Origin of the sequence: Paracidovorax valerianellae (assembly GCF_900102625.1) — a bacterium.
In the GTDB taxonomy this organism is placed as follows: Bacteria; Pseudomonadota; Gammaproteobacteria; order Burkholderiales; family Burkholderiaceae_C; genus Paracidovorax; species Paracidovorax valerianellae.
On record NZ_FMZC01000010.1, the window covers coordinates 166274 to 190170 of the forward strand.

Consider the following 23897-nt stretch of genomic DNA (forward strand, 5'->3'; position numbering starts at 1 on the left):
CGGCGGCCTGCTTGCCTTTCCACGAACACCAAGAGACGGTATGACCACGCCTTCCATCCCCACGCCCCCCGACGCCGCTCAACTGGCGGCCGCTTCGGTGGCGCCCGTCGCCGCCAGTGCCGGTGCGGTGCGCACGCCCTGGCGCGAGTTCTGGCGCAAGTTCAAGAAGCAGCACGTTGCCATGGCAGCGCTGGTCTTCGTGCTCCTTCTGGTGCTGGTGGCCGTGCTGGCGCCGGTGCTGGTGCCCTATGACGCCGAAGGCTTCTTCGACTATGACCGGCTGAACGAACTGCCGTCCGCCGTGCATTGGTTCGGGGTCGATCCGCTCGGCCGCGACATCTTCAGCCGCATCCTGATGGGCGCGCGCATATCGCTCGCCGCTGGCTTTCTGTCGGTGCTCATCGGCTGCCTGATCGGCACGGCCCTCGGCCTGCTGGCGGGCTACTACGAAGGCTGGTGGGACCGCATCGTCATGCGCATCTCGGACGTGCTCTTCGCCTTCCCCGGCATTTTGCTGGCCCTTGGCGTGGTGGCCATCCTGGGCAGCAACATGACCAATGTGATCGTCGCGGTGTCCGTGTTCAGCGTGCCGGCCTTCGCGCGGCTGGTGCGCGGCAACACGCTGGTGCTCAAGCAGATGACGTACATCGAGTCCGCGCGCAGCATCGGTGCATCGGACTGGACCATCATCGTGCGCCACATCCTGCCGGGCACGATCTCTTCGATCGTCGTGTACTTCACGATGCGCGTGGGCACGTCGATCATCACGGCCGCCAGCCTTTCGTTCCTGGGCATGGGCGCACAGCCGCCCACGCCGGAGTGGGGCGCCATGCTCAACGAAGCGCGGGCCGACATGGTGAACGCGCCGCACGTGGCGCTGTTCCCGAGCCTGGCGATCTTCCTGACCGTGCTGGCGTTCAACCTGCTGGGCGATGGCCTGCGGGATGCCCTCGATCCCAAGATCGATCGGCAGTCATGAAGCCTTTCGCGATGGCCGAGGCGGCAGTCCTGGCGCCGCCACGCATCGGCAGCCTGCTGGCCGGGCCGCTCGATGCCATCACCGATGTGGCGGGCGTGACGGTCGGCCACGCCACGCGCGACGATGGTCCGGTGCAAACCGGCGTGACGGTGATTCACCCGCACCAGCTGGATCCGTATCGCCACAAGGTGCCTGCCGGCATGGCGGTGATCAACGGGTTCGGCAAAAGCGTGGGGCTGGTGCAGTTGGCCGAACTGGGCCAGTTGGAAACCCCCATCGCGTTGACCAATCCCTTTTCCGTCGGCGCCATGGCGCAGGCGCAGATCCGCCAGTGCATCGCGGCCAATCCGGAGACGGGCAGGGCGCTGCCCACGGTCAACCCGCTGGTGCTGGAGTGCAACGACGGTTTTCTGAACGACATCCAGCGCATGGTGCTGGACGGCGCCGATTACCTCGCGGCCTGCGCGGATGCCGGGGCCCGAATGGCCCAGGGCTCGGTGGGGGCGGGACGGGGCATGTCGAGCTTTCAGCTCAAGGGCGGAATCGGCACGGCCTCTCGCCGGGTGCCATTGCGTCACGGCGGCACCTGCACCGTGGGCGCTCTGGTGTTGGCCAACTATGGGCTGCTTCCGCACCTGGTGTGGGGCGGAGCCGCCATCGGCGCCGAGGTCGCGACCTTGCTGGACGATATGGCCCGCGCGCAGTCGGCCGAAACCGAACGGGGCTCCATCATCATGGTGCTGGCGACCGATGCGCCACTGGACGCTCGCCAGCTCAATCGTCTGGCGTTGCGAGCAGGCGCTGGCCTGGCACGTACCGGCTCGGTGTATGGCCATGGCAGCGGCGACATCGCCGTGGCGTTTTCGACGGCCTACACCTTGCCCCATCTGGCGGAGCAACCCATGCCCGCCTTGCCGATGCTGCATGAAATGCTTCTGGATGGCCTGTTCCAGGCGGCAGCCGACAGCGTAGAGCAAGCCATCGTCCATGCCCTCTGGCATGCCACGCCCGTCATCGGCCGGGACGGACATCACAGATCCGCACTGCGCGATTTGCTGCCTCGGCTGCCGATTTTTTCAAAGACTGCACCATGAAAATTCTCATTTCCGTCGATATCGAAGGCGTGGCAGGGGTCTATCACCCTGAGCAGGTGCGCCCCGGCAATCCGGAATACGAGCGGGCCCGGCGCCTCATGGCCGCCGAAGCGAATGCCGCCATCGCGGGAGCCTTCGATGCCGGTGCGGCCGAGGTCTATGTGAACGATTCGCACGGCGGCTTCAGGAACATGCCGCCCGATCTGCTCGATGAGCGGGCGCAGGCCATCCAGGGCAAGCCCCGTTACCTCAGCATGGTGGCGGGGGTGGAGCTGGGCGTGGACGGCGTCTGCCTCATCGGCTATCACTCACGGGCCCAGGGGCGAGGCATTCTGGCCCACACCATCAACAGCTTTGCCTTCGCACGGATCGCTTTCAACGGCCAGGAGCTGGGCGAGGCCGGTATCTACGGTGCGCTGGCGGGGGCCTATGGTGCCCCTGTGATCATGGGGTCGGGCGACGATGTGTTCATCGCTGAGACGCAGCCGATCTTTCTCCAGGCCCGGTTCGTCCAGACCAAGCGGGCGACCGGTCAAACGAGCGGCATCAGCCTGTCCCCAGCGCAGTCTTGCGCCGCCATTCGGGCGGGTGTGGCCGATGCGGTGCAGGCGTGCGCTGCGGTCGAGCCCTTTCGCATCGATGGTCCTTTGATGGTCGACGTACAGGCGCAGACGCCCGCTTTGGCCGACCTGTTTTGCCAATGGCCCACGCTGGAGCGTCTCGATTCGAACGCCGTGCGTTTCCAGGCGCCTGACACGGAGTCGGCCGTGCGCATGGTCAATTGCCTGTCGGCCATGTCGAGCATGCTGCGATGACGGCCGCAACGCGACCCGTTGGCGCGCCTGCCAAGGTCGGCATTCTGGCCGGCATGGGGCCGGCCGCGGGTGTGGACTTTGCACGCCTGTTCCTGCAAGCCTCCGAACGCTGGCTGCAAGCGCATGGCTTGGCCGTGCAAGACCAGGCGTTTCCCGAGCACTGGATGGCGCAGGTGCCGGTGGCCGACCGGTCACGCGCGTTGGGGGATGCGAAAGCCCCGCAACCGCTCGACGACATGGCACGCGTGTTGGAGCAGCTTTCGGCCGTCGGGGCAAAGGCCGTGGCCATCGCATGCAATACCGCCCATGCATGGCATGCGGCGTTGCAGGCACGGGTCCCGTCCGTGGACCTGCTGCACATTGCCAGCGAGACGGCGGCCGAACTGAAGCGGCGTGGCATCGGCCGGGCAGCACTGCTGGCCACGCAAGGAACGTATGGCATGGGCCTTTATGACGCTGTCATGGTCCGCGAAGGGATCCATTGCGTGCTTCCCGAGCCATCGGAGCGCGAAGCCCTCATGCAGGGCATCTATCAGGGCGTCAAGTCCGGCAACATGGTTTTGGCGCAGGAGTGCTTCACCCGCGTGGGCCGGTCCCTGCGTGAGCGCCACGGCGACATCACATTGATCATGGCCTGCACGGAAATCCCTTTGGCTTTGCCGCAGGCACCGCAAGCCGAGGGCTGGACGCTGATCGATCCGGCCGAAATTCTCGCCACGGCATTGGCGCGCAGGGCTTACGAAGGTCCATCGGCGCATTGATCTGCCGGGCTTGCCAGCGCGGCGCGGCGCTGAAGCGTGGACTCTGGCCACAATAGCGGGATGTCCGATGTGCATTCCCCCGAACTGCTCGCGCAGGTGGCCGCGTTGCCGCCCCTGCCGGGTGTCTACCGTTACTTCGACGCGCAAGGTGCTTTGCTTTATGTGGGCAAGGCGCGAAACCTGAAGAAGCGCGTCTCCAGCTATTTCACCAAGACCCATGGCGGTACTCGAATCGGCCACATGGTGGGCAAGATCGTCCGTCTGGAGACCACGGTGGTGCGCTCCGAGGCCGAAGCGCTGCTGCTGGAAAACAACCTCATCAAGTCGCTCAACCCGAAGTACAACATCTTGTTTCGGGACGACAAGAGCTACCCGTATCTCAAGATCACCGGGGTGGCGGCAAAGGATGGAACGGGCGAGGCACCGGGCCAGCTTTTCCCCCGCATGGCGTACTACCGCGGCGCGATCGACAAGCGACACCGTTACTTCGGGCCTTACCCAGGGGCATGGGCCGTGAAGGAAACCATCCTGTTGCTGCAAAAGGTGTTCCGTCTGCGCACCTGCGAAGACACGGTGTTTTCCAACCGGACCCGTCCGTGTCTGCTGTACCAGATCAAACGCTGCACCGGGCCGTGTGTCGATCTGATCTCGCCCCAGGCCTATGCCAGCGATGTCGCGCATGCCGAGGCCATGCTGCGTGGCGAGACGCAGGAACTGCTCAAGGCTATGGAGGCCCGCATGATGGAGCACTCGGGCCGCCTGGAGTTCGAGCAGGCGGCAGACGTGCGCAACCAGATCACAGCGCTGTCACGCGTGCTGCACCAACAAGCCATCGAAACCGTGTCCGACAAGGACGTCGACATCTTGGCCGTGAAGGTGTGGGGCGGGCGTGCCTGCGTGAATCTGGCAATGGTGCGAGGCGGCCGCCACCTTGGAGACCGTGCCTATTTTCCGGTGCATGTGGAGGATGCTGCGGCCGTGTTTCAGGCCGAAGAAGCCGCTGAGGACGTCGAAGCCGTGCAGCCGGAAGAGGGCGGCACTGGAGCCTCTGCCATGCTGGCCGAAGCAGGAAAGCCTGCCCCACCGGCTCGCACGGCTGCGGCCCGGTCCATCGAGGCGCAGGTGCTGGAGGCCTTCATCGCCCAGCACTACATCGGCGTGCCGGTGCCACCTGCGCTCATCGTCAGCGAACCGGTGGATCGCGCACTCATCGAGGCGCTGTCGCAACAGGCTGGCGTTCGCATCACTGCTGTGCACCAGCCCCGCGAACAGCGCCGCGCATGGCTGGACATGGCCCAGAAGAACGCCGACATCCAGTTGGCTCGACTGCTGGCGGAAGAAGGTTCGCAACAGGCGCGGACGAGGGCGCTCGCCGAGGCACTCGATTTGAGTGAAGAAGACCTCGATACCCTGACGATCGAATGTTTCGACATCTCGCACACGGCGGGGGAATCGACCCAGGCGTCGTGTGTCGTGTTTCATCACCACAAGATGCAGAGCAGCGAATACCGCCGATTCAAGATCGAAGGCATCACCGGGGGCGACGACTATGCCGCGATGCGGCAGGTGCTGATGCGCCGCTACAGCAAGGTGGCCGAGGCACAACGCGAAGCCGGGGGCGCCGAGCCTGCACCAGGCCAGGCTCGGTTGCCCGACCTGGTGCTGGTGGACGGTGGCAAGGGCCAGGTGAGCATGGCGCGCGAGGTCTTCACTGAATTGGGCCTGGGCCTGAGCCGCATCGTCGGCGTGGAGAAGGGCGAGGGCCGAAAGGTCGGCCTTGAAGAGTTGGTCTTTGCCGACGGGCGCGAGAAGGTCTATCTGGGCCGGGATTCGGCCGCACTGATGCTGGTGGCGCAGATTCGCGATGAGGCCCACCGGTTCGCTATCACCGGCATGCGTGCGGCACGTGCCAAAGTGCGTATCGGCGGAGGGCAGTTGGAAGAGATTCCTGGCGTGGGTCCGAAGAAGCGGGCCAGGTTGCTGCAGCGCTTCGGCGGGGTCCGCGGGGTGGCGGCGGCCAGTGTCGAAGACCTGATCACCGTCGAAGGCATCTCGCGCGATCTGGCCGAGGAGATCTATCGCGCGCTTCGCTGAGCGGGCGGGCCGAATGGCCCGCTTCGGCGATGCGCCGCGGATGGGCATGACACAATCGCCGCATGTTCCTGACCATCCCCACCATCATGACCTGGACGCGCATCGTCGCGATACCTTTGATCGTGGGGGTGTTCTACGCGCCTCTGGACCCCGCCACACGCAATCTCATTGCCACTGTAATGTTCGTCATCTTCGCGGCCACGGATTGGCTCGATGGCTATCTGGCGCGAAAGCTCAATCAAACCTCTTCGTTCGGCGCCTTCCTGGACCCGGTGGCCGACAAGTTTCTAGTGTGTGCGTCGTTGCTCGTTCTGGTCCATCTGCAGCGGGCCGATGTGTTCGTCGCGATGATCATCATCGGACGGGAGATTGCTATCTCGGCGCTCCGCGAATGGATGGCGCAGATCGGCGCGTCCCGCAGCGTGGCGGTCCATATGCTGGGCAAGGTCAAGACGACGGTGCAGATGGTCGCCATTCCTTTTCTTCTGTACGACGGACGTCTTTTCGATGCCATCGATACCGGAGTCTGGGGAACCTGGCTCATCTGGATCGCTGCGGTGTTGACCGTGTGGTCCATGGTGTACTACTTGCGCAAAGCGCTTCCCGAGATCCGCGCCAGGGTGAAAAAGTAGGGCGCTGAGCGCTGCGCAACGAGCGGATTTCGCTGGTGCGAAGAATCCGCTGGCAGCTTGTCAATACGGGATGAGCCTATTGGCGCAACGCCCCAAGAAAAAGCCCTCGCAAGCCCCGGCCCGCCCCGTAAATGCGTCTAGAATCCGCTGCTACGCTGCCGCAAAACGGCATCCTGTATTGACACCCGGAAAGTCGATGGCTTTAATCTGACACAGCAGAATCTGCCCCAGTGTCAGCCCTTCCCCGCCTACCCAATGCGCCGCCTCGTCGTGGCCCAGCGTGCGCGTGTCGAAGGGCCAGATTTGCAAAAGACATTCCATCAACTCTTATCCCGAGAGGCTTCTTGTGAATAAAACCGAACTGATTGAGCACATTGCTAACAACGCCGACATCTCCAAGGCTGCAGCAGCGCGAGCGCTGGAGTCTACGATCGAGGCGGTCAAGAAGACCCTCAAGAAGGGCGGTACGGTGTCTCTCGTCGGTTTTGGTACTTTTGCCGTGGGCAAGCGCGCTGCGCGTACCGGTCGTAATCCCCGTACGGGCGATACGATTAAGATCAAGGCTGCTAAAGTCCCGAAGTTCCGTCCAGGCAAGGCATTGAAGGATGCTCTGAACTGATGGTTAATGTTTAAGGTGGGGTGCTTAGCTCAGTTGGTAGAGCGGCGCCCTTACAAGGCGTAGGTCGGCGGTTCGACCCCGTCAGCACCCACCACCGAACAAAAAGGCGAACGCGAGTTCGCCTTTTCTTTTGTCGCCACTGAAAGATTGCACATGTTCGAATCCATCCGCAAGCACTCCAAGATCGTGATGTTCTTGCTGTTCTTGCTGATCATTCCGTCTTTTGTCCTCGTCGGCATTGACCGCAGCTACTTCTCGGGCAAGAGCCCGGTGGTTGCACGGGTTGATGGGCATGACATCACGCAGGACGAGTGGGACAACGCCCACCGCGTAGAGACGGATCGCATTCGCGCCCGCTCTCCAAATGTGGACTCCAAGCTTCTCGATACGCCGCAGGCGCGTTACGCCACTCTGGAACGCATGGTGCGAGACCGCGTGTTGCAGACATCGGCGCAGAAGATGCACCTCATCGCCAGCGATTCGCAGCTTGCTCGCACGTTGCAGGACATACCCGCCATCGCGAGCCTGAAGCGCCCTGATGGCACGTTGGACGCGGAAGCCTACCGTGCAATCGTCGGCGCGCAAGGCCTGACGCCAGAGGCTTTCGAGGCCAATGTGCGCCGTGATCTCTCCGTGAATCAGGTCATGGCTGGCGTGCTGAACTCTTCGTTCAGCGGTAATGCGCAATCCCAACTGGCGCTGGATGCGTTGTACCAACGCCGTGAGATCCAGGTGGCACGTTTCAATGCCGCCGATTTTGCAGCGAAGGTCGCGCCATCGGATGCGGATCTGGAGGCTTACTACACGTCCCATGCAGCGTCCTTCCAGCAGTCCGAGCAAGCGAATATCGAGTATGTCGTGCTGGACATGAATGCTGTTCAGTCCAGCATCTCTGTCAACGACGAAGACTTGCGCACGTACTACCAGCAAAATCTGGCACGTCTGGCCGGGAAGGAAGAGCGGCGTGCTAGCCACATCCTCATCAATGCCAGCAAGGACGCTCCTGCGGCGGATCGTGAAAAAGCCAAGGCGCGTGCCACCGAGTTGCTGGAGCAAGTGCGCAAAGCCCCCAACACGTTTGCTGACCTTGCCAAGAAGTTTTCGCAGGACACCGGCTCGGCAGCATCCGGCGGCGACCTGGACTTTTTTGGTCGAGGCGCAATGGTGAAGCCGTTCGAAGATGCGGCGTTTTCCATGAAGAAGGGTGAGATCAGCAATGTGGTGGAGTCGGACTTCGGCTATCACATCATCCAACTAACCGATATCAAGACGCCAAAGCAACCCAGCTTCGAGCAATTGCGTCCTACCCTGGAAGCGGAGCTCAAGCAGCAACAGGCACAGCGCAAATATGCGGAAGTTGCGGAGGCCTTCACGAATGGTGTCTATGAGCAGTCGGACGGCCTGCAGGCCGTGGCAGAAAAGTTAAAGCTCAAGGTGCAAACGGCCACGGGCGTTACCCGCACGGCAGCAGCAGGTGCTCAAGGGCCTTTGGCCAATCAGCGATTCCTTGAAGCGCTGTTTACACCCGATTCGATCGAACACAAGCGAAACACCGAAGCGATCGAGACCGGCCCCAGCGCTTTGGTCGCCGGGCGCATCACGGCTTATACGCCTGCACGTGCATTGCCGCTGCAAGACGTCCGCTCGCGCGTGAAGGATCTTTATGTGGCCGAGAAGTCCTCGGAGACGGCGCGCAAGGAAGGCGAAGCCAAACTGGCCGCGTGGAAGGCCGCTCCTGCATCGGCCGCCGGCCTTTCTGCTGCCGTGACCGTTTCGCGTGATCAGCCGCAGAATTTGCCCCGTCCGGTGATCGATGCGGCTTTGCATTCTGGTGCGGATGCATTGCCGTCCTGGGTAGGCGTCAATCTGGGAGCGCAAGGCTATGCAGTCGTGAAGGTGAACCGTTTGATGCCGCGTCCCACGCCAGACGAAGCTGCAAACCGCCAACAGCATCAGCAATACGCACAGGCAGCCAGCGCTGCAGAAGCGCTCGCGTATTACGAATTGCTGAAAGACCGCTACAAGGTCCAGTTCAAGGTGCCGCGGCCTGCCGGCGCACCTGCGTTAGAAAATTGACAGGTTCTTAAGAACGCTGCTGTTTTATGGGTATAATTTGAGGCTACGGTGGCTGTAGCTCAGTTGGTAGAGTCCAGGATTGTGATTCCTGTTGTCGTGGGTTCGAGCCCCATCAGCCACCCCAAAATTCTTTGAATTGCTTATAAGTGCTTGATTTCTAACGGAATCAGGCACTTTTTGCTTCTGGGCTAAGTTCGGTTGTTACACGGTCTGTCACACACAGTGAGAAAGACCATGAGAAAAGTAGCTGAACATATCTACGAGCGGGGACTGCGTGGAATGCTGTACGTCCGCCGTCGTATCCCCAACGCTGTTCGCCTGGCGTACCCCCTCAAACAAACGCATATCACTACCAGCCTGGGCACGTCAGACCTCCGGGACGGGAAGGTGCGTGCTCGTGTGGAGCTGCAGCGCATCGACGCAGAGTTTGAAAGAAAAAAACAACAATGTGACCTCCGTAGCGCATCGATGGCGCCGCGCAACGTCGCTACGCTGACCGACGATGAACTGCAGAGTGCAGGGCGGTTCTGGGCCCGTGAAGTCCTCCTCAACGATGAGAAGCGCCGACAGGAAGGCCTGGATGATGAAGATTTTGATGAGCTCGGCGCTCAACTGACTGCCCAGCGCGCAGAGTTGGGGCGTTTACTAGCGCAGGGGAAGACCACCCGCATGTTCCCTGCGCTGCATAGCTTTCTGTTTTTGTGCGGGATGAACTATGAGCCGGAGCCTGCGGAAGCCAATCGGGCTGGGTATCTATTTACGCGTGCGGTGGTTGAAGCACTCGACCATCAGCTTGTCCGCCAAAGCGGTGGTGTCCTGCACACCGATGTCGTAGCGCCCGAGACCCCCCATCCGCTGTCCGTGGTGAAGGGTGTCGGAGATACCAAAGCAGCTGGCACCGGCGTTTCTCCCGCTTGGGACGAGATATTTGAGCTCTGGCGAGAGTTCGTTCCAGACAGGCCAAAATCAACGGCCATCGCTTCTCAAACGCCGTGGCGGGACCTGCAGCGGTTCGTAAAGGAGCAAGGGACTGTTGTCCCGGGAGATGTGACCCCTGTGCAGATGACTGAATTTGCGCAATCGATGCATTCACGGGGCCTGGCCGTCTACACCATCAATGAGCGCATTTCTAAAATTCGGGCCATTTGTAAGATTGCGGTTGGCAAGCATAAGTTGAACACCAACCCGGCTGCCGACACGTTGGGATTCAAAGAAAGCGGCGTTCAGTCGCGCGTGAAAAAACGGCTGCCTTTTTCTGAAAGTGAGCTGTCCATCATTTTTGGGTCACCGGTTTTCGTAGAGCACAAGCGTTCAAGTGGTCAAGCGGCTGAGGCGAGTTACTGGTTGCCAATACTGATGTACTACACCGGTGCGAGGCCTGAGGAGTTAGCTGGCCTGACACTTGAAGACATTCGCTGGTATCCAGGAGACCGGTGGTACCTTAATATCGTGGACAGCTTCGCCGATGACGACCTCGAACTCTTTGGTGCTTCATCCGTTCCCAAATCACACGAACGTACTGTGAAAAATGCGCCTTCCGTTCGCGCTGTACCTGTAGCTCAGGAACTGATTGACCTCGGTTTGTTGCGTTATGTCGATTGGGTTAGGGCGCGCGGCTCAGTCGTGTTGTTTCCGAGTCTAAAAAAGGACTGGCATGGGAAGCTGTCAGGTTCATTTTCCAAATTTTTTGGGCGGTACAAAGTTCATATTGGCATCACGGATAAACGCAAAGTGCTCTATTCGTTTCGGCACAATATGAAGGATTTTTTGGAGCAATCTCAATTTCCATCCAAGTACCTGAAGCGGTTTCTTGGGCATGCGAGTGGAGACGGGGATGTGACGGACGGGTACGGGTCTGGCCTGCCATTGGAAATTATGTTTGAGCACTTTTCTCGGATTAGATTTCCCTCTATCACGGCGCAGCCTTGGCAACCAGGCGTTGGTCCTGTTCGTTTTTAAAGTCGTAGCACTCGGAAGAGGAGATTCGATAAGCATAAAAATATGCTTCTGGGAAAGATGCATAAAATTCGGCCTGTGAAATCTCCAGGTCATTTGGCGTTTGCCGAATTTTTGAAAGATATAGGCCAAAGGGAAATAAATCTACTTGCTAGACGATTTTCCCTAATCAACTGGAGCACTTTCCAATGGCCTACATCACAAACCAAAGTCAGTATCGCGTCAGCGTCGAAAACCGCGACGACCTCACCATCCTTTTTCCGTTCAACAAATTCGATGCGGCCAGTGCCTACATGGCGGAACTCCGCGTACAGCATCTGACGCCACGCGCTGAACAGTTGAACGACAGGTGGTTCGTCCATATCCGAAAAAACGGACGCAACCGACTCCGCATCTCCTGCCGCACCCGCAAGGAAGCGGAGAGTTATGTCACCGGAGGACGCGATGCGCGGACAGCGGCGAATGTGGTCCGCGACACTGTGCCCCTCGTATCCATTGGCGATGTGGCGTTGCCCGTGTGGCGCCATCGGGTTGATAAGAATCCCGTGAGCGCCGTGAGCGCCGTGAGTCGCGCCAGACGTTCCCGCCGCATCTCCCATGACGAGGAAGCGCGCCTGCTGAAGTCTTTGGCGGAGCTTGACCTCCGTCGGTCAGTGGCTTCGCGACTCAGAGAGATGACAGATGCCGAAATCGCCAGCCAGACATTCACATGCGACGACGCACGCGAGAAAGCACTTGCCGAGATTCGCGCCCGACTTAAACCTGTTGCAGTAGAAACTGCCGAGGTGATTCCATATCTGCAGGTGTTCTACCTGTTCCAAGTCATGACAGCTGCCACGCGCCGAGAGACGCTCGGAATTGCCTGGGAAGATATCGACTTCGAAGCACAGACCGTACACGTCCAGCAGGCCATGACCGTAGGCCGCCCCAAGCTGTCGCTGCGGGTAGAACTCATCGACCATTTGCGCAAGCTACCGCAGAATACAAGCCATGTATTTGACATTAGCCCGGGCCATTTGATGAGCGCGTGGAGGAAGGCTGGCGCCATGGCAGGCGTCGAAGACCTCCTTATCCAAGACGTGCGGTACGAGGCGCTGTCCCAGATTGTCGACAGCGGCCAGTTTACGCACGATGAGCTGCAGGCGTTCAGTGGCGCCGGGACCCGTGAGAAGTTCATGCGGCACGCCCCTCTCAGTGCGTCATGGTTGGCCCGCAAGCTGGACGAATGCTGTTCGAGTACCACTGAGGTGCCGATGCAACGTAGCTAATAGCAGGCTTGGCCAGGTGGGCCAATGTCGACCGATGTCGCTTTCGTCGCCGCGGCAGTTGCGGCCCGGGGTTGCCGTGCTGATGTGAGCGGCCCCCAACGCCACCTTCATCCCAACTTAGTTGACGAAATTCAGAAGAAGTGCCTTCACGGCGTTGCCCGGCTGGCCGAGCAGAAACAACGGCGTAGAGAGTTGCAGCTGAAAACGTCCACCGGCTCATTCGAGGTCCAGCCCAGTTTGGGCTTAGTCAACTGACCAATCCAAGAGTTACGCCGCACGCCGGTGGGGCGGAATTCGGTGGAAATCAACACAACCGGCACAAAGGCAGAGATGACCCAGAACTGCGAGTGGAACTGCTGTGTGCTAACAACCAATCAGCCACGCCACGCCGCAAGGCTGAGGCTGGCAGTAGCGGGGGCTCTAAATCACTGTTTTACTCGGCGTCCCCCAAATCGCTGTCGGCGCCGACTTCTGTCGACGCCAATACGCTCCCCGGCGTGGGCGACTCGAACAGCGCCTTGTCGAGATGAACTTTGCGGCCAACCACCGCAGTGAGGAACTCCTCGTACATGGACTTGGCCTTCGCAAGGATGTCTGCCTTGACCTCTTTTGTGAGTGTGCCCTCATCAACACGGTTCTCTTCACAGTATGCGGCGAGGCGGCGGCGATAGAGCGATTGGGCGACCGCGGCCCGCGCCTTGGCACGGTCTGCGTTGGTTGGTGCCTGCAATTCCGGCGCTGATGGCTTCCAAAGCTCAAGTAGCAGGTAACGGTACTTTGGCCATTCTGCTGGCTGTAGCTCGCCGGGCAGAATCACTTGGCGGAAAGTTGGTCCGCCGCTCGTGAGCTTGACTTCGGGTTCGACAACGAGCTCGCCCTCGAATGTGTGCAGGAGAGCTTTCAGGTCGCTGATGTTCCTGGGACGTAGGAGACCATTGATAGCCTCAATGTACTCGTCGAGCAGAGCGGGCGTTGAGTGCTGGATGCCCCCAAAGGCATACTGCATCGCCTCCGCATAGGTACAGACCATCGCGGTCTGAAACGCAACGGTAGAGAACACATTATCGAAAAGCCTGTCGATGGCGTCTCGGACAGGTTTGGCGACGACGCCCTCGTTGATGACTTGCTTCTTCGCGGGGCCAGTCATGGCGTCTAACATGAACAGCGCCCTAGTCGCCTTCATCGACTCCACTGTAGCCTTGCGGCTAGCCATCAGACCATTGACACGAGCAAGCGTTTCCTGGATTTCCGGTGTTGTCCAGTTCGGCTCTTTGTCCTGCACGCGGCGGTTCAAGCCCTCTCGGAAGTCGTCGAATGTGCGAGATGTTGCCTGCCCATCGAAGAGCATCTTCTCTAGCTCGGCGTCCCGCTTGCTTACTAGTTCCTGGTTCAGGTTGATGGTGGCTCGTGCAAAGGCTGCAAGCGGGTGAACCTTTCCGAAAATCCGGTCGATTACCGGCACGTAGAGGCTTGTCCACTTTGCCCTGAAGATTTCAGCGATTTCGTCCGAGTAGTTGGTCCTGGTGTTGACGTTTTTTTGGTCGGATGTCAGCTCATCCTTGAGGCCAAGGCGCTCAAAGGCCTCATCAAGCCGCTTCCGTGGAGCCCCGACTTTGCCGCGAGCCTCTATGCCACGCGCATGCCCGGCCATCAGAAGATGCTCTGTCAGGTGGTATAGGTGGCTGACGCCGCTAAAAGCCGCGTCACTGACAATCTTGACCCGGTCTCCTTCTTGGTCAAGCTCGATGTTCCAGATGCGCAGGCCGGTGTTGTCCTTGGCGTCCAACGCCTTTATGTAGGACAGTGTGGCACGCAGGCACTCCGCAACTATGTCCTGGTCGTTCAGCAGCTTGTTACGCGAGTCGGAAACTTTCTTTGCCGTCTTGTTCAGGGTAAGAAAGACTCGGCGCGCCGCCCGGACTACATCAATGTCTTGCTCCATCGTGCCGTCCAGCTGCGGAAATGCGCAGATGAGTACGGGTAGTTGGAGTTCGCTCAAGTTATACGAACGAATCTCTTTTTCCGGCCACACCTTGTAATAGCCCTCATAGGGGCTTCGACGCGCATCGGACCAGCCGCCGGTTAAGTTTCGGTACAACGCTAGCAGTGCCATAGCTCGGTGCTGACCGTCAACGATTGCTAAAGTACAGTTGTCACGTGCCAAGCTCATGTGAGCACCCTCTGAGATTGGAGCGTCGTTCCGGTAATGCTGAAAGAATTCGAACTGCTCCTCGCCCATATCACCGGCCGTGATGCGTTCCTCTTTGATACCCGAGTGCTCGGGGGAATCGACGCGGGAGCGTTTTACTTTGCGGTAGTTCGCGTCCGGCACGCGGCTGTTGGGCTTCAACGGTAGGGCAACAGCGACGATTGGCGGAAAAAGTTTGATGAGCCCGGTCGTCGACGTGTCGAGCAGATAGGGGATGAGCTCCAGCGAAACGCGAGCGTCGTCGATATCCCGTTGCATGATTTCGTCAAAGCCGAGCTGTTTTAGGTCGAACACCTCTCGAACCGGCGCCAGCATGCTTAACAGCTGAGCTTGGCCTTGCTTCTCGGAGAGAGTGACATGGGTAAGCAGATAACGCACTTCGACACCAGCAGACTTTCCGTCTTCTGAACTGACTCGGAACGTGCCGATAGTCCCGTTCAGATGCACATCGAGTGCGCTCTTGCCTCCACTGATAAGTGTTGCCATGTCAGTTTCTCCCGAAGATGGGGTAGTTGATTCGATTGAGAATGTTCTCGAGGTCGTTGTGCTCGCCGGTGTCGACGTTGACCTCTGCAATATGGACGAAAAGATTTGTGGGGTCGAAGTTCCGTGCGACAACTTGGTTGGCAAAGCCGGCCTCTGCCACGTCGTCGATGGCGCTGAATCCTTGCAAGTCGCGCAGCTCAATAATTTTGCTTTTGTGCTGCTTCAGCCTGCTGCGAAGGTTGATGGCCATGCCAATGTACAAAGGAGCCGTGAACCAAGGCGCAGCGGTCTTCAAGATGTCCGAAACCGTGCGAAACCGTTCGGGATTCACAACTAGTCTGCCGACAAGCGACTCGGACCTAGTAGGTTCGTGTGCAACTTCACCGCTGAACTTTGGCTTGAGCTGGCCGCGGAGCGCCACCTGGTAAGGAGTCTCGCGATAGGGGCTGAATATGAAGCGGTTTAGCGCATCCTCCACCTCCGTACGGGCCTGAGGGTCCCCAATCAGCTTGGCCTCGTTGACTCGCTTGACAATAGCATCGATGTCGGCCTTTGAGATGTCAAGCCGCGAGTACCACGCGTAGACGCCCGGCGTCTCAGGCGCCAGGTCAATCTCCGACCATTTGAGGGCTCGTCCGGCCGTTACATTCATTTGTGGCAAACGAGGCAGGCTCCGCCGCCCTCGTCTTCGAGATACAGGTCATCGATGTCAATCGGTTCGATGGGAATGACGCGCAGTGGATTTGGCTTGCGACGGGCAAGCTCGCGTTGCTTGCGAACTTCAAAGTCTGCCAGGATTTCTGCCACCCGTTTGGGCTTCTCCAAGTCGGTCAACGGCTCGCCCTGGCTCCAAGTGAACGGGGAGCCATGCTCCAATGCGTTCTTTTCATAAGCCTTGGCATCCTCAAACGCTTCCGGGTGGGTTTCCTTCAACCTAACCCACTCGATTTTTTGCTGGAAGAAGCAAAACGTACAGCCGCTTCGCGAACGCCAGCTGTAATACTTTGGAAGCCCTAGGCCAGAGCCCTCTAGTAGTTCAAACACCCCCGCTTTGTCGACGCCGTGCTCTCGGAACGGCATGCGAACAATCAAGTTCTCATGCTGGGCTACCATACCTTCTCGGTGCTCTTCGTCCGCGCGGATAGCAACATAACTGTACACCTTGTCTCCCGCATCAAGGGACGGCTTAATCCAATGCTTGAAGGGCTCCAGCTTCAACTTACGGGTGCACCAGCGAGTCTGCGGTGACGGCAGGTAGCTGTTATATGTGCGCAGCCAGAAGTCGAAGTCTCGATGCGGATTCAGGTAGTGAATCTTGCGACCGACGAACCCCTCAAGCTGGCCGAGGAACGCGTAGACCTCGGGCAGTTCCTTACCGGTGTCGGTAAAGAAAAACTCGAGCGGAATTTCTGGATGGTGCAGGCTCATGTACACGGCAAGAGCTGCGCTGTCCTTTCCGCCCGAAAGACCAAGTACGTGTCGTTCAGCCATTTTTATTTCCCTTTGCCTGTTGCTTAACCATCATGGCCCCTGCCTCGGCGAGTGCAGCGAGGATGACCTCTTTGCGCTCGCCTTGTGCATCAGCCAAGAACTGCTTCACAAGACGGTCCACCGCAGGCGTGTCCGTCTCCGAGATGTCGACAAAGCCTGTGGCATCTTGACCGTGGCTGGCACCGAAGACCACACCAATCACCCGGCGGGTTGACGGCCTACCGCGCAGGGGAGCCATCGTCTCCGCCTTGCGGAAGTCCACCGACCAATCCGCCAACTTGGCCATTGCCGCGTCGATGTCTCGGTCGACCCAAACGGCCTGAGGCTTATCCACAGCAAGGCTGATGAGCGCTTCGATGGTCTCGGCAGACTGGTCGTACGTCTCTAAGCGAGTCGCGAAGGCATCGAGTTTGAAGTCACCCGTCAGGCCTTTCACGGTGGTCGCCCGCTCTCGCAAATCCGCGTCCGGCCTGCTCCCATGGTCGAGAGCGTCCAAAGCATGAGCGCGAACACGTGCCAGCATCCGCTGATAGGCGTCAGAAAGCTCGTCGGTGACCTCCTGAACACGGCGGTTCAATATGGCTGGGTCTTGGGCCTCCAATAGCGTCGGCAGGTCGGAGAAAAGTACTCGCAGCGGGTCGCTTGCCTTCAGCAACATGGTGCGAACTTGCTGTGCTCGATTGGAGACAGTCAACGTCCGTTTGGTCCATCCAGGCAAGCCAACGACAAGACCTACTAGCCCGCGCGCCACATCTAGTGGAGCAGCTCCAATCTCGATGCTGGAACGGTCAGATATGGTCTTTGCCAAAGCATCAACCAGCTTTGCCTTGTCTTTGGAAGCCTCGACGTGCTGGAAGCGAATCCGGCTCGGGTCGAGCGTCCACTCGTCGACGACTGCATCGGAAATGTCCGGAGTGAACACGCCGTTCACGTAAAGAGCCAAGGACGAGCGGTTGGCTAAGAACATCGCCAACGAAATCACGGGCATCACCCCAGTACGCAATCCAAAGGGAGGAAGAGCCCAGGCGGCGTAAAGCTCCTTCAACGTCAGCGACTTGCCTTCTGCAAGCAGGTCGCTCCTGGTGCGCCACCACATCGCTTCGAACGACTGCCCGCGAGTGTTGTAGTTCGGGTCACCGAAGCTCCAGCCTTCATCCCCCCGTAGGCGATGCAGGCCCGGTTCGCCCAGGATGGTGAAGTAAAGGCCCGCGTCAGCAGGGAAGCTTTCATAGCCAAGCTTCGGCAGGTGCCCATGGGTCACCATTCGATTCATAAGGTCCTTGCGCGCCTTCTTGGAGTTGCTCGACGGGTCCTCGCGGTTGATTAGCTCGCTGAAGATGAACGGCGCCTTGTCGTAGACGTTCTCAGCAATGTCCGAGGCAATCACGGACAAAACGACAGAGCCTTTGGTCTCCAGCGTGGTGCCCTGGCTGTACCACTTGGACAGCTCGAAGGCATCTGCGAGTTCCTCTTCAAGCGAAGAACGCACAGCCTCAATACGCCCAACGATTTCCCGACGTGCGACAGAGTCGCCGTGTAGCTCAGGCCGAGTCTTCATAACGCGTTCGGCTGCAGCCAACTCAAGGCTTAACTCGATGATTCGCTCTGCATTATTGGGGGAGCCAAGCAAAAGTGTCTCAACCTCGGTGGCCACACTCGCATGCCGCACTCTGTGCTCGGCTGACCGTACAGACTGCCCAGGCGGCGGCAGGCACAGTAGAAATGCACCAGCACTTGCGCCCTTGAGCTCGAAGGTCTCGACGACCTTCTCAACATCTTCCAGGCGAACAATGCCGCGGGTGAACCACCGCATTGTTCCGGTTTTCTGGTAGTGCCGCTTCGCCAAAACTGGTTGCAGGTCGCTGAGGGTGGAGATGCGCTCCAGGTCAGGCTCGCCAATTTCGCCTCGGGCCAGATTGATGGCGCCTTCAATGTCGAAGTCCGAGCCTGCGTAGATGCCCCAAGCACCGAGATGCTTGCGCTCGATGAGGACTTTCCAGTCAGACAGCTCCTCGAGGGCCTTCCGAATTTGCGCCTCATCCACGCTAGGCGTGGACACTGCGAGAACAGACTCTTCCGCCACCAGACCAGACCCGTTGCGGAACATCTCAATCAAGGCGATGGTCTTGGTCAGCTTGACATGGATGTCAGCGCCTTTGGCTTCAGCCCGCTCGACAGCATCCGTACACTGAGCCCAGCGATGCCCGTCCGGCGACGCGGCAATGGCAGGCTCCAGATTGGCGCGAAGGTAGTCCCAGTAGGCCGCCGGGCCATACATTCGAAACCAGTCTGCCTCATAGCCGTCCAGGAACTCCATGAACCCCAAGGGCTCTCTCGACGCAAGAAAGCCGAAGGTGCTGCGCTCGTTTTGTCCAAACCTGCGCCGTGAGATTGGACCAAGCAACGCGGCTGTCACAGGGTGCAGGGGCCAGCACGCCTTCAGCGAGTCGGCTAAGGTCGCCGGCGTACCCGGGCGCCGAGTACGAATCGCTGCAGCGATTCTTTCCGCAAACTTGGCTGCCTCCGTCAGAGGCGGAGGGTCCTCGACAGTGATGGCCTTGCCGACCAACTCAATGACTTCGTCTGCCGCCGCAACGAGCGGGATGTCGACAAACCGTCCTTGGACCTTGGCCCACTCATCGCGGGACTGGCGCCCCAGGCGTGAAGCGTAGGCCTCGAAGGCCTGATGCAGGATGCCGACTATGACGAGCTTGCCTCGACAGCGACTAGCGGCTTCCGCGAGCTCTTGGAAGAAATAGATGTCGCCACCTTCCTGAGCTGACGCCTCCAGGAACTTGCCCAGCTCATCAACGACGACAAGCACACCTTGTGGGTGCCGTTCGGCTGCTTCCACCAGCTCGCCGACCACGTCGGGTTGCTTCTTGCGGCTGGGCGTAAGCCCACGGGCCTTGGCCAGGGCTGCGCTGAGCTCCTGAGTGACCTCTGCCCGCCTGCCAACTACAGGCACGACGAGCCAACCATCTCCTTTGGCCTCAAACGCTTTGTGAACTGGACTTCCTTCGGGAAAGCCTAGAAGCTGCTTTGCTTTAGTGCGAACCTTTGCCTGGGCACCAACAAGCGAGCACAGCATCAGGGCCAGAGACGATTTCCCCCCACCGTACGGGCCTGTCCAGGTGAAAGCGCGTTGACGAGTTTCTGTTATCTGCCGGGCCATACTCTCCAAAAGAGAGCTTGCTGTGCCCTGGCAGATGTAGCCCGAAAGGGCGTCTTCACGGCCGAAGTCGGCGTCAATGCGAACAGACCGAAGAAACTGACGCGAGATAGTGACGACGTCAGATAGCATCCGCTTTTCGGCGCTGGCAGGAAACTGCTTAAGCATAGGCACTTTCGAGAAGCTTGTATTTGTAGTCGGCCAGACTCTTGAGCGCCATATCCTTGCGGGTCACCTGTCGAATGCCTGCTTGTTCAGTCCATTGAATTTGCCCGCGAGTTAAGTCCTCAAGAGCCATCAGTCGGTCAGCAATGGCGTTTTCATCGAGCTTGAAGACTCGGCCAGGCGAGCCGTAGTCGTGGGCAACGCGGTCAAAGGCCATTACGGCACCCGCATGCGGCATCCGCTCCCAGTAGTCGAGCATGGCATAGGCAAAGACGCCGTCCGGCAAAGACCGCTTCGAGCCACGTCGGAACTCGAATGAGCCCTTTGCGTTTTGCTGCATGAGGCCAAGCTCGCCAAGCAACGGCTCACTCATCTCTTCAGGAGAGTCCCCTCCAAGCCGAGGTACGTAACTGCGGATGCAGCACTCGACATCTCGCTTGAGCGTCGCCATTGAAATTCTCAGTTTGTGCTCGGTGACCAAGCCAGACAGAGAATTCACAATAAATTCGCGGTCAAAGACCTGCTGCACAACGTGATTGAAGAGAAACCACCAAGTCGTTGTCTTCTCGTGCGTGCTCGCCACTTGCCAATGCATCAACCAAGTGGTCGCGGGGTGCTCGCAGTACTCGTCTAGACCGTTCTTTTTATTGAATAGTAGTGAGCCAAGACTCGTGGGAACGTAGCCGCCATCGTCTTCGATAATGCCGCAGGCGGTCGCCCAAAAGCGAATGGACATTGCCATGTTCTTGCCGACGCCGAACCGCACGATGGCTTCTTCGTCGGCAAAGACGGACCGAGGCGCAGGCCCCTCGTACTGAGCAACCGCGTCATATGCCTTGCGCAGCCAGAGCTGTCGCAACGGAAAGGTTTCATGCCCCGAGAACTGCGGCGGGGCTTCGGAAGGTAGCTGAATCATTTGGAGCCTAGTTTAACTGGATGAAGTCGCCAGTCCGGCTGAGACGACCCTCCGCCCCGAGGCGTCTCCCTGAATAGCGCATGCCTATCAAATTGGTGTCCATCATTAGCAAAATGCATTGACTCCCGACCCGTGCTGGCGTTTTTGATACTGTACAAAAAATCAGTATCTCCTCAAACGTGCCCGATGTGCAAGCTGCAGTGGCAAAGCGCGTGTGAAAGCAACGAAGTCGCCAGAGGCCGATACAGATACCGATGATGCTGGTCACCGCAACTACCAGTGTTGACGGGCAAAAAAATATCTTCTAAAGTGGGAACGACTGACCGGGTTGCTTTGCCTTTTGGGGGCGGGGTGGCAGAAACAGGGCGGTATGAAGTCGAGTAAGGCGTGGCTGCACCCATTAGGGCGGTCGTGCACACAAAGGCAAACTATGACTATCTCTGATGTTGAGGCGCACTCACGCGCCGTCTCATCCATCCAGGCGCTTTTTTCGAAGCAAATCCCTGGCTCCTCCCCCTATTGCATCGCTGAGCGCGCCCTTGATTTGGCGTTCAACGGGACATCCACGCGCGGCTTGGCCTCTGAGGGGGAGATGCTTTCTGAGGCCGAGGACGTTATCGAGCGCCAAGTCCGGGCCAAGCTCCTTGATGAGCCGGCCGCAAGACCGCCCGCCGCTACTCCTTCGTTTGAGCGTGAGCGCGTTCGCCGCCGCTACTTGGCCTGGCGCGGACCGTTGGCCCCGCGCGTTGCTGGAAATTTTGTCCAGGCAGAGTTCTGGGTGACTACAGAAGAGTGCAGCGGAGGCGGCCATGTCCAAGTCAGCTGAGCTGGTTTTCGACGAGCCACGACAGATGGCCTTTTTGGCCACACCCACTGTGGTGAGAACACTCGTGCCTCCGGGCTGGGCAGGCGTCTATATGCTGCTGCGGCTGGACGCGCCGTTCTACGTTGGCCGGTCAGACAACTGCGTCCAGACGCGCCTTGCCCGTCACCCGTTACTGCCTTTGGCGACCCACGTGGCATGGGAGACCTGTTCGAGCCCCGTTCAGGCGTATCGGCTCGAATCAGCCTGGTTTCACACCCTTCGGCTGACCGCTGAACTCACCAACCAAATTCACCCAGCCAGACCGGCGGGTATGCCCAACAGTTGCCCCTTCTGCAGCACGGGGGACTGCCATGCCTGGACGCATCTGATGCGCCGCAGCTTGGAAATCAGTGCTGTGTCCCCGGTGGCCGTTGACCCCACGGCGACGGTCGCAAAAACCTAAGGAATTGAAATGAGTACTACCGCAACCACCACTGCCGCTCCCGTCGACATCGCCATGATTCAGACGGGGCAAGCTCTGCTGTCCCTCCGGGACTCTGGTCACAGCCTGCCCACGGCGCTGGGTGAGGTTATTGACAACAGCATCGAGGCCAACGCCAACAATATCTCGGTTTTGCTTGAGCAAAGCGAAGAGCGGGGCAAGAAGCGCGTCCACCGCATCGCCATCCGGGATGACGGTGATGGCATGCCTGCAGAAATCCTGCATCGCTACCTGGTTCTGGGGTATTCCTCCCGCTACATGCGCTCGGACACTATCGGCAAGTACGGCGTCGGAGCAAAGCTCGCTGCGCTCAACTTCGGTCGCCGAATTGATGTCTGGAGCCGCAACCGGGCTGACGCCGAGTGGCTCCATGTCCACTTTGACCTGGACGAGGCACTCGCCGAAGAGTCCTCTGGGAAGTCAGTGGTGCTGAAGGCCCCGGTCCCGGCTGAGCCGCCTGCCGACTTGAAGTTGGACTTCCCCAAGGAGACCGGCACTGTGGTGCTGTGGTCCAACGTAGACCGACTCGAAGAAGGTCGCGCAGCACGCGACTTCAATGAGCTCCGACAAGAGCTTGAGAAGGAACTGTCGCGCATCTTCCGACACTTCCTGGACGGCGGCATCAAGATTTCCATCAACGACTCACTTCTTGTTCCGCATGACCCGTTGATGCTGTTGGAGCGCACCTGGGCTGACACGGTCCTGAACAAGGAGAAAGAGCACAAGCGCGATGACCTAAAGAAGGGTGTCCTGCGGCACTTTGGTGCGACCTCCATTGGCGAGGACACGGTCAAGGTGGGGCAACACACGGCCCGCATGCGTGTAACCCTATACCCCAAGGAGGTCTTGCGGCGTCGTGGATTGGGCGGCGACACATTGGCTAAGGCCCTGCGTATTCCCGAAAACGAGGGCGCATTGAGCTTTGTGCGGAAGAACCGTGAGGTTGCTTACTCCAACGTGCCGCGCATCCTGCCGGGTGGCGTCCAGGAGATGGACCGCTTCATCGGAATTGAGGTCTCCTTCGACCCCGAGTTAGACGACTACTTCGGAATCCGCAACGTCAAGCGCGGCGTTGAGCCGCACGGCGAGCTGCGGGACAAGTTGCGCGAGCTCCTCAAGAAACACATTCCGACGGCACGCAAGCTCATTGACGAAACCTGGGGTGAGGCTGCACGTGAGCAACACGAGGCTTCGGGTGAGCACGGCTCCATCCTCGATGCCGTAAAGGAAGTCGATGCGGTCATGCCCAAGCCGCGGGTAGAGCCACAGCAGGACGCGCCGTCGGCTGACGATGCATTAAGGGAACTGGCTGAAGACGCAGGCTTCACGAAAGGTGAAGAGCAGCAAAAGTACATCGAGGACAAGAAGAAGCTTCCTTTCGTCATCGAGTCCGTGAGCTTCCCGGGCAATATCTTTGTGAGTACCACGCACGTGGCGGACCAGGTCATCATCCGGCTCAACACGCGTCACCCGTTCTACCGCGAGATGTGGGAGCCGCTCAAGGCCATCTCTCAGCGAGACCCCGGCACGGTATCTGGCGAGGAGGCCGTGAAGGCCGCTCGGCGCAGCATCGAGGCCATGTCACTGCTGTTGGTTGCCTACGGGAAGGCGGAGTCTATGCACCCGAACCCAGTGGAGCAGTATGGTGACCTGACCCAGTACTGGGGTCAGTTCCTTGGAACGTTGTTGAACAAGGTAAAGAATGTGCTCTGACGGGGGCTTTGGCCCATGCAAGTACTTGGGCCAAGCACCATCGCTAGACTTCTAGACTTCTAGACTTCTAGACTTCTAGACTTCTAGACTTCTAGACTTCTAGACTTCTAGACTTCTAGACTTCTAGACTTCTAGACTTCTAGA

The 23897-nt window shown here is 59.3% G+C and carries 18 protein-coding genes and 2 tRNA genes; 15 read left to right on the top strand and 5 right to left on the bottom strand.

The genetic code is table 11. The features are described 5' to 3' along the window. The first annotated feature begins 40 nt into the window (after nt 1-40). The 13 genes from gsiD to BLT03_RS23995 all read left to right on the top strand — a co-directional run bounded on the left by gsiD (nt 41) and on the right by BLT03_RS23995 (nt 12549). Complete coding sequence (gene gsiD / locus BLT03_RS15960; protein ID WP_092744745.1) at nt 41-979, top strand: glutathione ABC transporter permease GsiD; 939 nt, start codon at nt 41-43, stop codon at nt 977-979. Beyond that, a complete protein-coding gene (locus BLT03_RS15965) occupies nt 976-2073 on the top strand; it encodes a P1 family peptidase (RefSeq protein ID WP_245711425.1) in 1098 nt (365 codons plus the stop codon). The genes gsiD and BLT03_RS15965 overlap by 4 nt, the downstream gene beginning before the upstream one ends. Further along, entirely contained in the window at nt 2070-2888 is an 819-nt protein-coding gene (locus BLT03_RS15970; RefSeq protein ID WP_092744747.1) for a M55 family metallopeptidase, read from the top strand. The genes BLT03_RS15965 and BLT03_RS15970 overlap by 4 nt, the downstream gene beginning before the upstream one ends. Beyond that, entirely contained in the window at nt 2885-3649 is a 765-nt protein-coding gene (locus tag BLT03_RS15975; RefSeq protein WP_092744748.1) for an aspartate/glutamate racemase family protein, read from the top strand. The genes BLT03_RS15970 and BLT03_RS15975 overlap by 4 nt, the downstream gene beginning before the upstream one ends. Nucleotides 3650-3709: 60 nt before the next feature. Then, nucleotides 3710-5743, top strand: coding sequence for an excinuclease ABC subunit UvrC (uvrC, locus tag BLT03_RS15980; RefSeq protein ID WP_092744749.1), 2034 nt, complete (start codon nt 3710-3712; stop codon nt 5741-5743). A 62-nt stretch (nt 5744-5805) separates the two neighbouring features. Then, a complete protein-coding gene (gene pgsA, locus BLT03_RS15985) occupies nt 5806-6375 on the top strand; it encodes a CDP-diacylglycerol--glycerol-3-phosphate 3-phosphatidyltransferase (RefSeq protein ID WP_092744750.1) in 570 nt (189 codons plus the stop codon). Between the two features lie 346 nt (nt 6376-6721). Continuing rightward, nucleotides 6722-6994 (top strand): HU family DNA-binding protein, encoded by a 273-nt coding sequence (locus BLT03_RS15990; RefSeq protein WP_007858657.1) that lies wholly within the window; start codon nt 6722-6724, stop codon nt 6992-6994. Nucleotides 6995-7012: 18 nt separating this feature from the next. Then, nucleotides 7013-7088 (top strand) — tRNA-Val (locus tag BLT03_RS15995). 59 nt (nt 7089-7147) lie between these two features. Continuing rightward, on the top strand, nt 7148-9070 hold the full coding sequence (locus BLT03_RS16000) for a SurA N-terminal domain-containing protein (protein WP_092744751.1): 1923 nt from the start codon (nt 7148-7150) through the stop codon (nt 9068-9070). A gap of 48 nt (nt 9071-9118) precedes the next feature. Beyond that, nucleotides 9119-9194, top strand: a tRNA-His gene (locus BLT03_RS16005). 110 nt (nt 9195-9304) lie between these two features. After that, nucleotides 9305-11029 carry a DUF6538 domain-containing protein gene (locus tag BLT03_RS16010; RefSeq protein ID WP_092744788.1) on the top strand — a complete coding sequence of 575 codons (1725 nt, stop codon included), beginning with the start codon at nt 9305-9307 and terminating at the stop codon, nt 11027-11029. A gap of 185 nt (nt 11030-11214) precedes the next feature. After that, the gene (locus BLT03_RS16015; protein WP_092744752.1) at nt 11215-12294 is read left to right on the top strand and encodes a site-specific integrase; all 1080 of its coding nucleotides are present in this window, start codon (nt 11215-11217) and stop codon (nt 12292-12294) included. Between the two features lie 24 nt (nt 12295-12318). Then, nucleotides 12319-12549, top strand: coding sequence for a hypothetical protein (locus BLT03_RS23995; protein WP_139160414.1), 231 nt, complete (start codon nt 12319-12321; stop codon nt 12547-12549). A gap of 178 nt (nt 12550-12727) precedes the next feature. Here BLT03_RS23995 and BLT03_RS16020 read toward each other — a convergent pair whose 3' ends face one another. Genes BLT03_RS16020 through BLT03_RS16040 form a run of 5 tightly spaced genes read right to left on the bottom strand, consistent with a single transcriptional unit; the run spans nt 12728 to nt 20733 of the window. Then, the gene (locus tag BLT03_RS16020; RefSeq protein ID WP_092744753.1) at nt 12728-14989 is read right to left on the bottom strand and encodes a ParB N-terminal domain-containing protein; all 2262 of its coding nucleotides are present in this window, start codon (nt 14987-14989) and stop codon (nt 12728-12730) included. A 1-nt stretch (nt 14990) separates the two neighbouring features. Then, nucleotides 14991-15641 (bottom strand): GIY-YIG nuclease family protein, encoded by a 651-nt coding sequence (locus BLT03_RS16025; protein WP_092744754.1) that lies wholly within the window; start codon nt 15639-15641, stop codon nt 14991-14993. Further along, a complete protein-coding gene (locus tag BLT03_RS16030) occupies nt 15638-16480 on the bottom strand; it encodes a phosphoadenosine phosphosulfate reductase domain-containing protein (RefSeq protein WP_092744755.1) in 843 nt (280 codons plus the stop codon). Before BLT03_RS16030 ends, BLT03_RS16025 begins: the two co-directional genes overlap by 4 nt. Then, nucleotides 16473-19820, bottom strand: coding sequence for an ATP-binding protein (locus tag BLT03_RS16035; protein ID WP_245711426.1), 3348 nt, complete (start codon nt 19818-19820; stop codon nt 16473-16475). Before BLT03_RS16035 ends, BLT03_RS16030 begins: the two co-directional genes overlap by 8 nt. Further along, nucleotides 19813-20733 (bottom strand): DUF4007 family protein, encoded by a 921-nt coding sequence (locus BLT03_RS16040; RefSeq protein ID WP_092744756.1) that lies wholly within the window; start codon nt 20731-20733, stop codon nt 19813-19815. The genes BLT03_RS16035 and BLT03_RS16040 overlap by 8 nt, the downstream gene beginning before the upstream one ends. An 809-nt stretch (nt 20734-21542) precedes the next feature. On the opposite strand from BLT03_RS16040, the gene BLT03_RS16050 reads away from it, so the two are divergent. Both BLT03_RS16050 and BLT03_RS16055 read left to right on the top strand, forming a co-directional pair. Further along, the gene (locus BLT03_RS16050) at nt 21543-22001 is read left to right on the top strand and encodes a hypothetical protein (RefSeq protein ID WP_139160415.1); all 459 of its coding nucleotides are present in this window, start codon (nt 21543-21545) and stop codon (nt 21999-22001) included. Nucleotides 22002-22010: 9 nt separating this feature from the next. Beyond that, nucleotides 22011-23753 carry an ATP-binding protein gene (locus BLT03_RS16055; RefSeq protein WP_092744759.1) on the top strand — a complete coding sequence of 581 codons (1743 nt, stop codon included), beginning with the start codon at nt 22011-22013 and terminating at the stop codon, nt 23751-23753. The last annotated feature ends 144 nt before the right edge of the window (nt 23754-23897 follow it).

Coding starts and splice junctions, on each gene's coding strand:
- BLT03_RS16025 (WP_092744754.1), bottom strand. CDS start 15,641: ATGAATGTAACGGCCGGACGAGCCCTCAAATGGTCGGAGATTGACCTG.
- BLT03_RS16015 (WP_092744752.1), top strand. CDS start 11,215: ATGGCCTACATCACAAACCAAAGTCAGTATCGCGTCAGCGTCGAAAAC.
- BLT03_RS15970 (WP_092744747.1), top strand. CDS start 2,070: ATGAAAATTCTCATTTCCGTCGATATCGAAGGCGTGGCAGGGGTCTAT.
- BLT03_RS16030 (WP_092744755.1), bottom strand. CDS start 16,480: ATGGCTGAACGACACGTACTTGGTCTTTCGGGCGGAAAGGACAGCGCA.
- pgsA (WP_092744750.1), top strand. CDS start 5,806: ATGTTCCTGACCATCCCCACCATCATGACCTGGACGCGCATCGTCGCG.
- BLT03_RS16010 (WP_092744788.1), top strand. CDS start 9,305: ATGAGAAAAGTAGCTGAACATATCTACGAGCGGGGACTGCGTGGAATG.
- gsiD (WP_092744745.1), top strand. CDS start 41: ATGACCACGCCTTCCATCCCCACGCCCCCCGACGCCGCTCAACTGGCG.
- BLT03_RS16055 (WP_092744759.1), top strand. CDS start 22,011: ATGAGTACTACCGCAACCACCACTGCCGCTCCCGTCGACATCGCCATG.
- uvrC (WP_092744749.1), top strand. CDS start 3,710: ATGTCCGATGTGCATTCCCCCGAACTGCTCGCGCAGGTGGCCGCGTTG.
- BLT03_RS16050 (WP_139160415.1), top strand. CDS start 21,543: ATGTCCAAGTCAGCTGAGCTGGTTTTCGACGAGCCACGACAGATGGCC.
- BLT03_RS15975 (WP_092744748.1), top strand. CDS start 2,885: ATGACGGCCGCAACGCGACCCGTTGGCGCGCCTGCCAAGGTCGGCATT.
- BLT03_RS16000 (WP_092744751.1), top strand. CDS start 7,148: ATGTTCGAATCCATCCGCAAGCACTCCAAGATCGTGATGTTCTTGCTG.
- BLT03_RS16020 (WP_092744753.1), bottom strand. CDS start 14,989: ATGGCAACACTTATCAGTGGAGGCAAGAGCGCACTCGATGTGCATCTG.
- BLT03_RS23995 (WP_139160414.1), top strand. CDS start 12,319: ATGTCGACCGATGTCGCTTTCGTCGCCGCGGCAGTTGCGGCCCGGGGT.
- BLT03_RS16035 (WP_245711426.1), bottom strand. CDS start 19,820: ATGCTTAAGCAGTTTCCTGCCAGCGCCGAAAAGCGGATGCTATCTGAC.
- BLT03_RS15965 (WP_245711425.1), top strand. CDS start 976: ATGAAGCCTTTCGCGATGGCCGAGGCGGCAGTCCTGGCGCCGCCACGC.
- BLT03_RS16040 (WP_092744756.1), bottom strand. CDS start 20,733: ATGATTCAGCTACCTTCCGAAGCCCCGCCGCAGTTCTCGGGGCATGAA.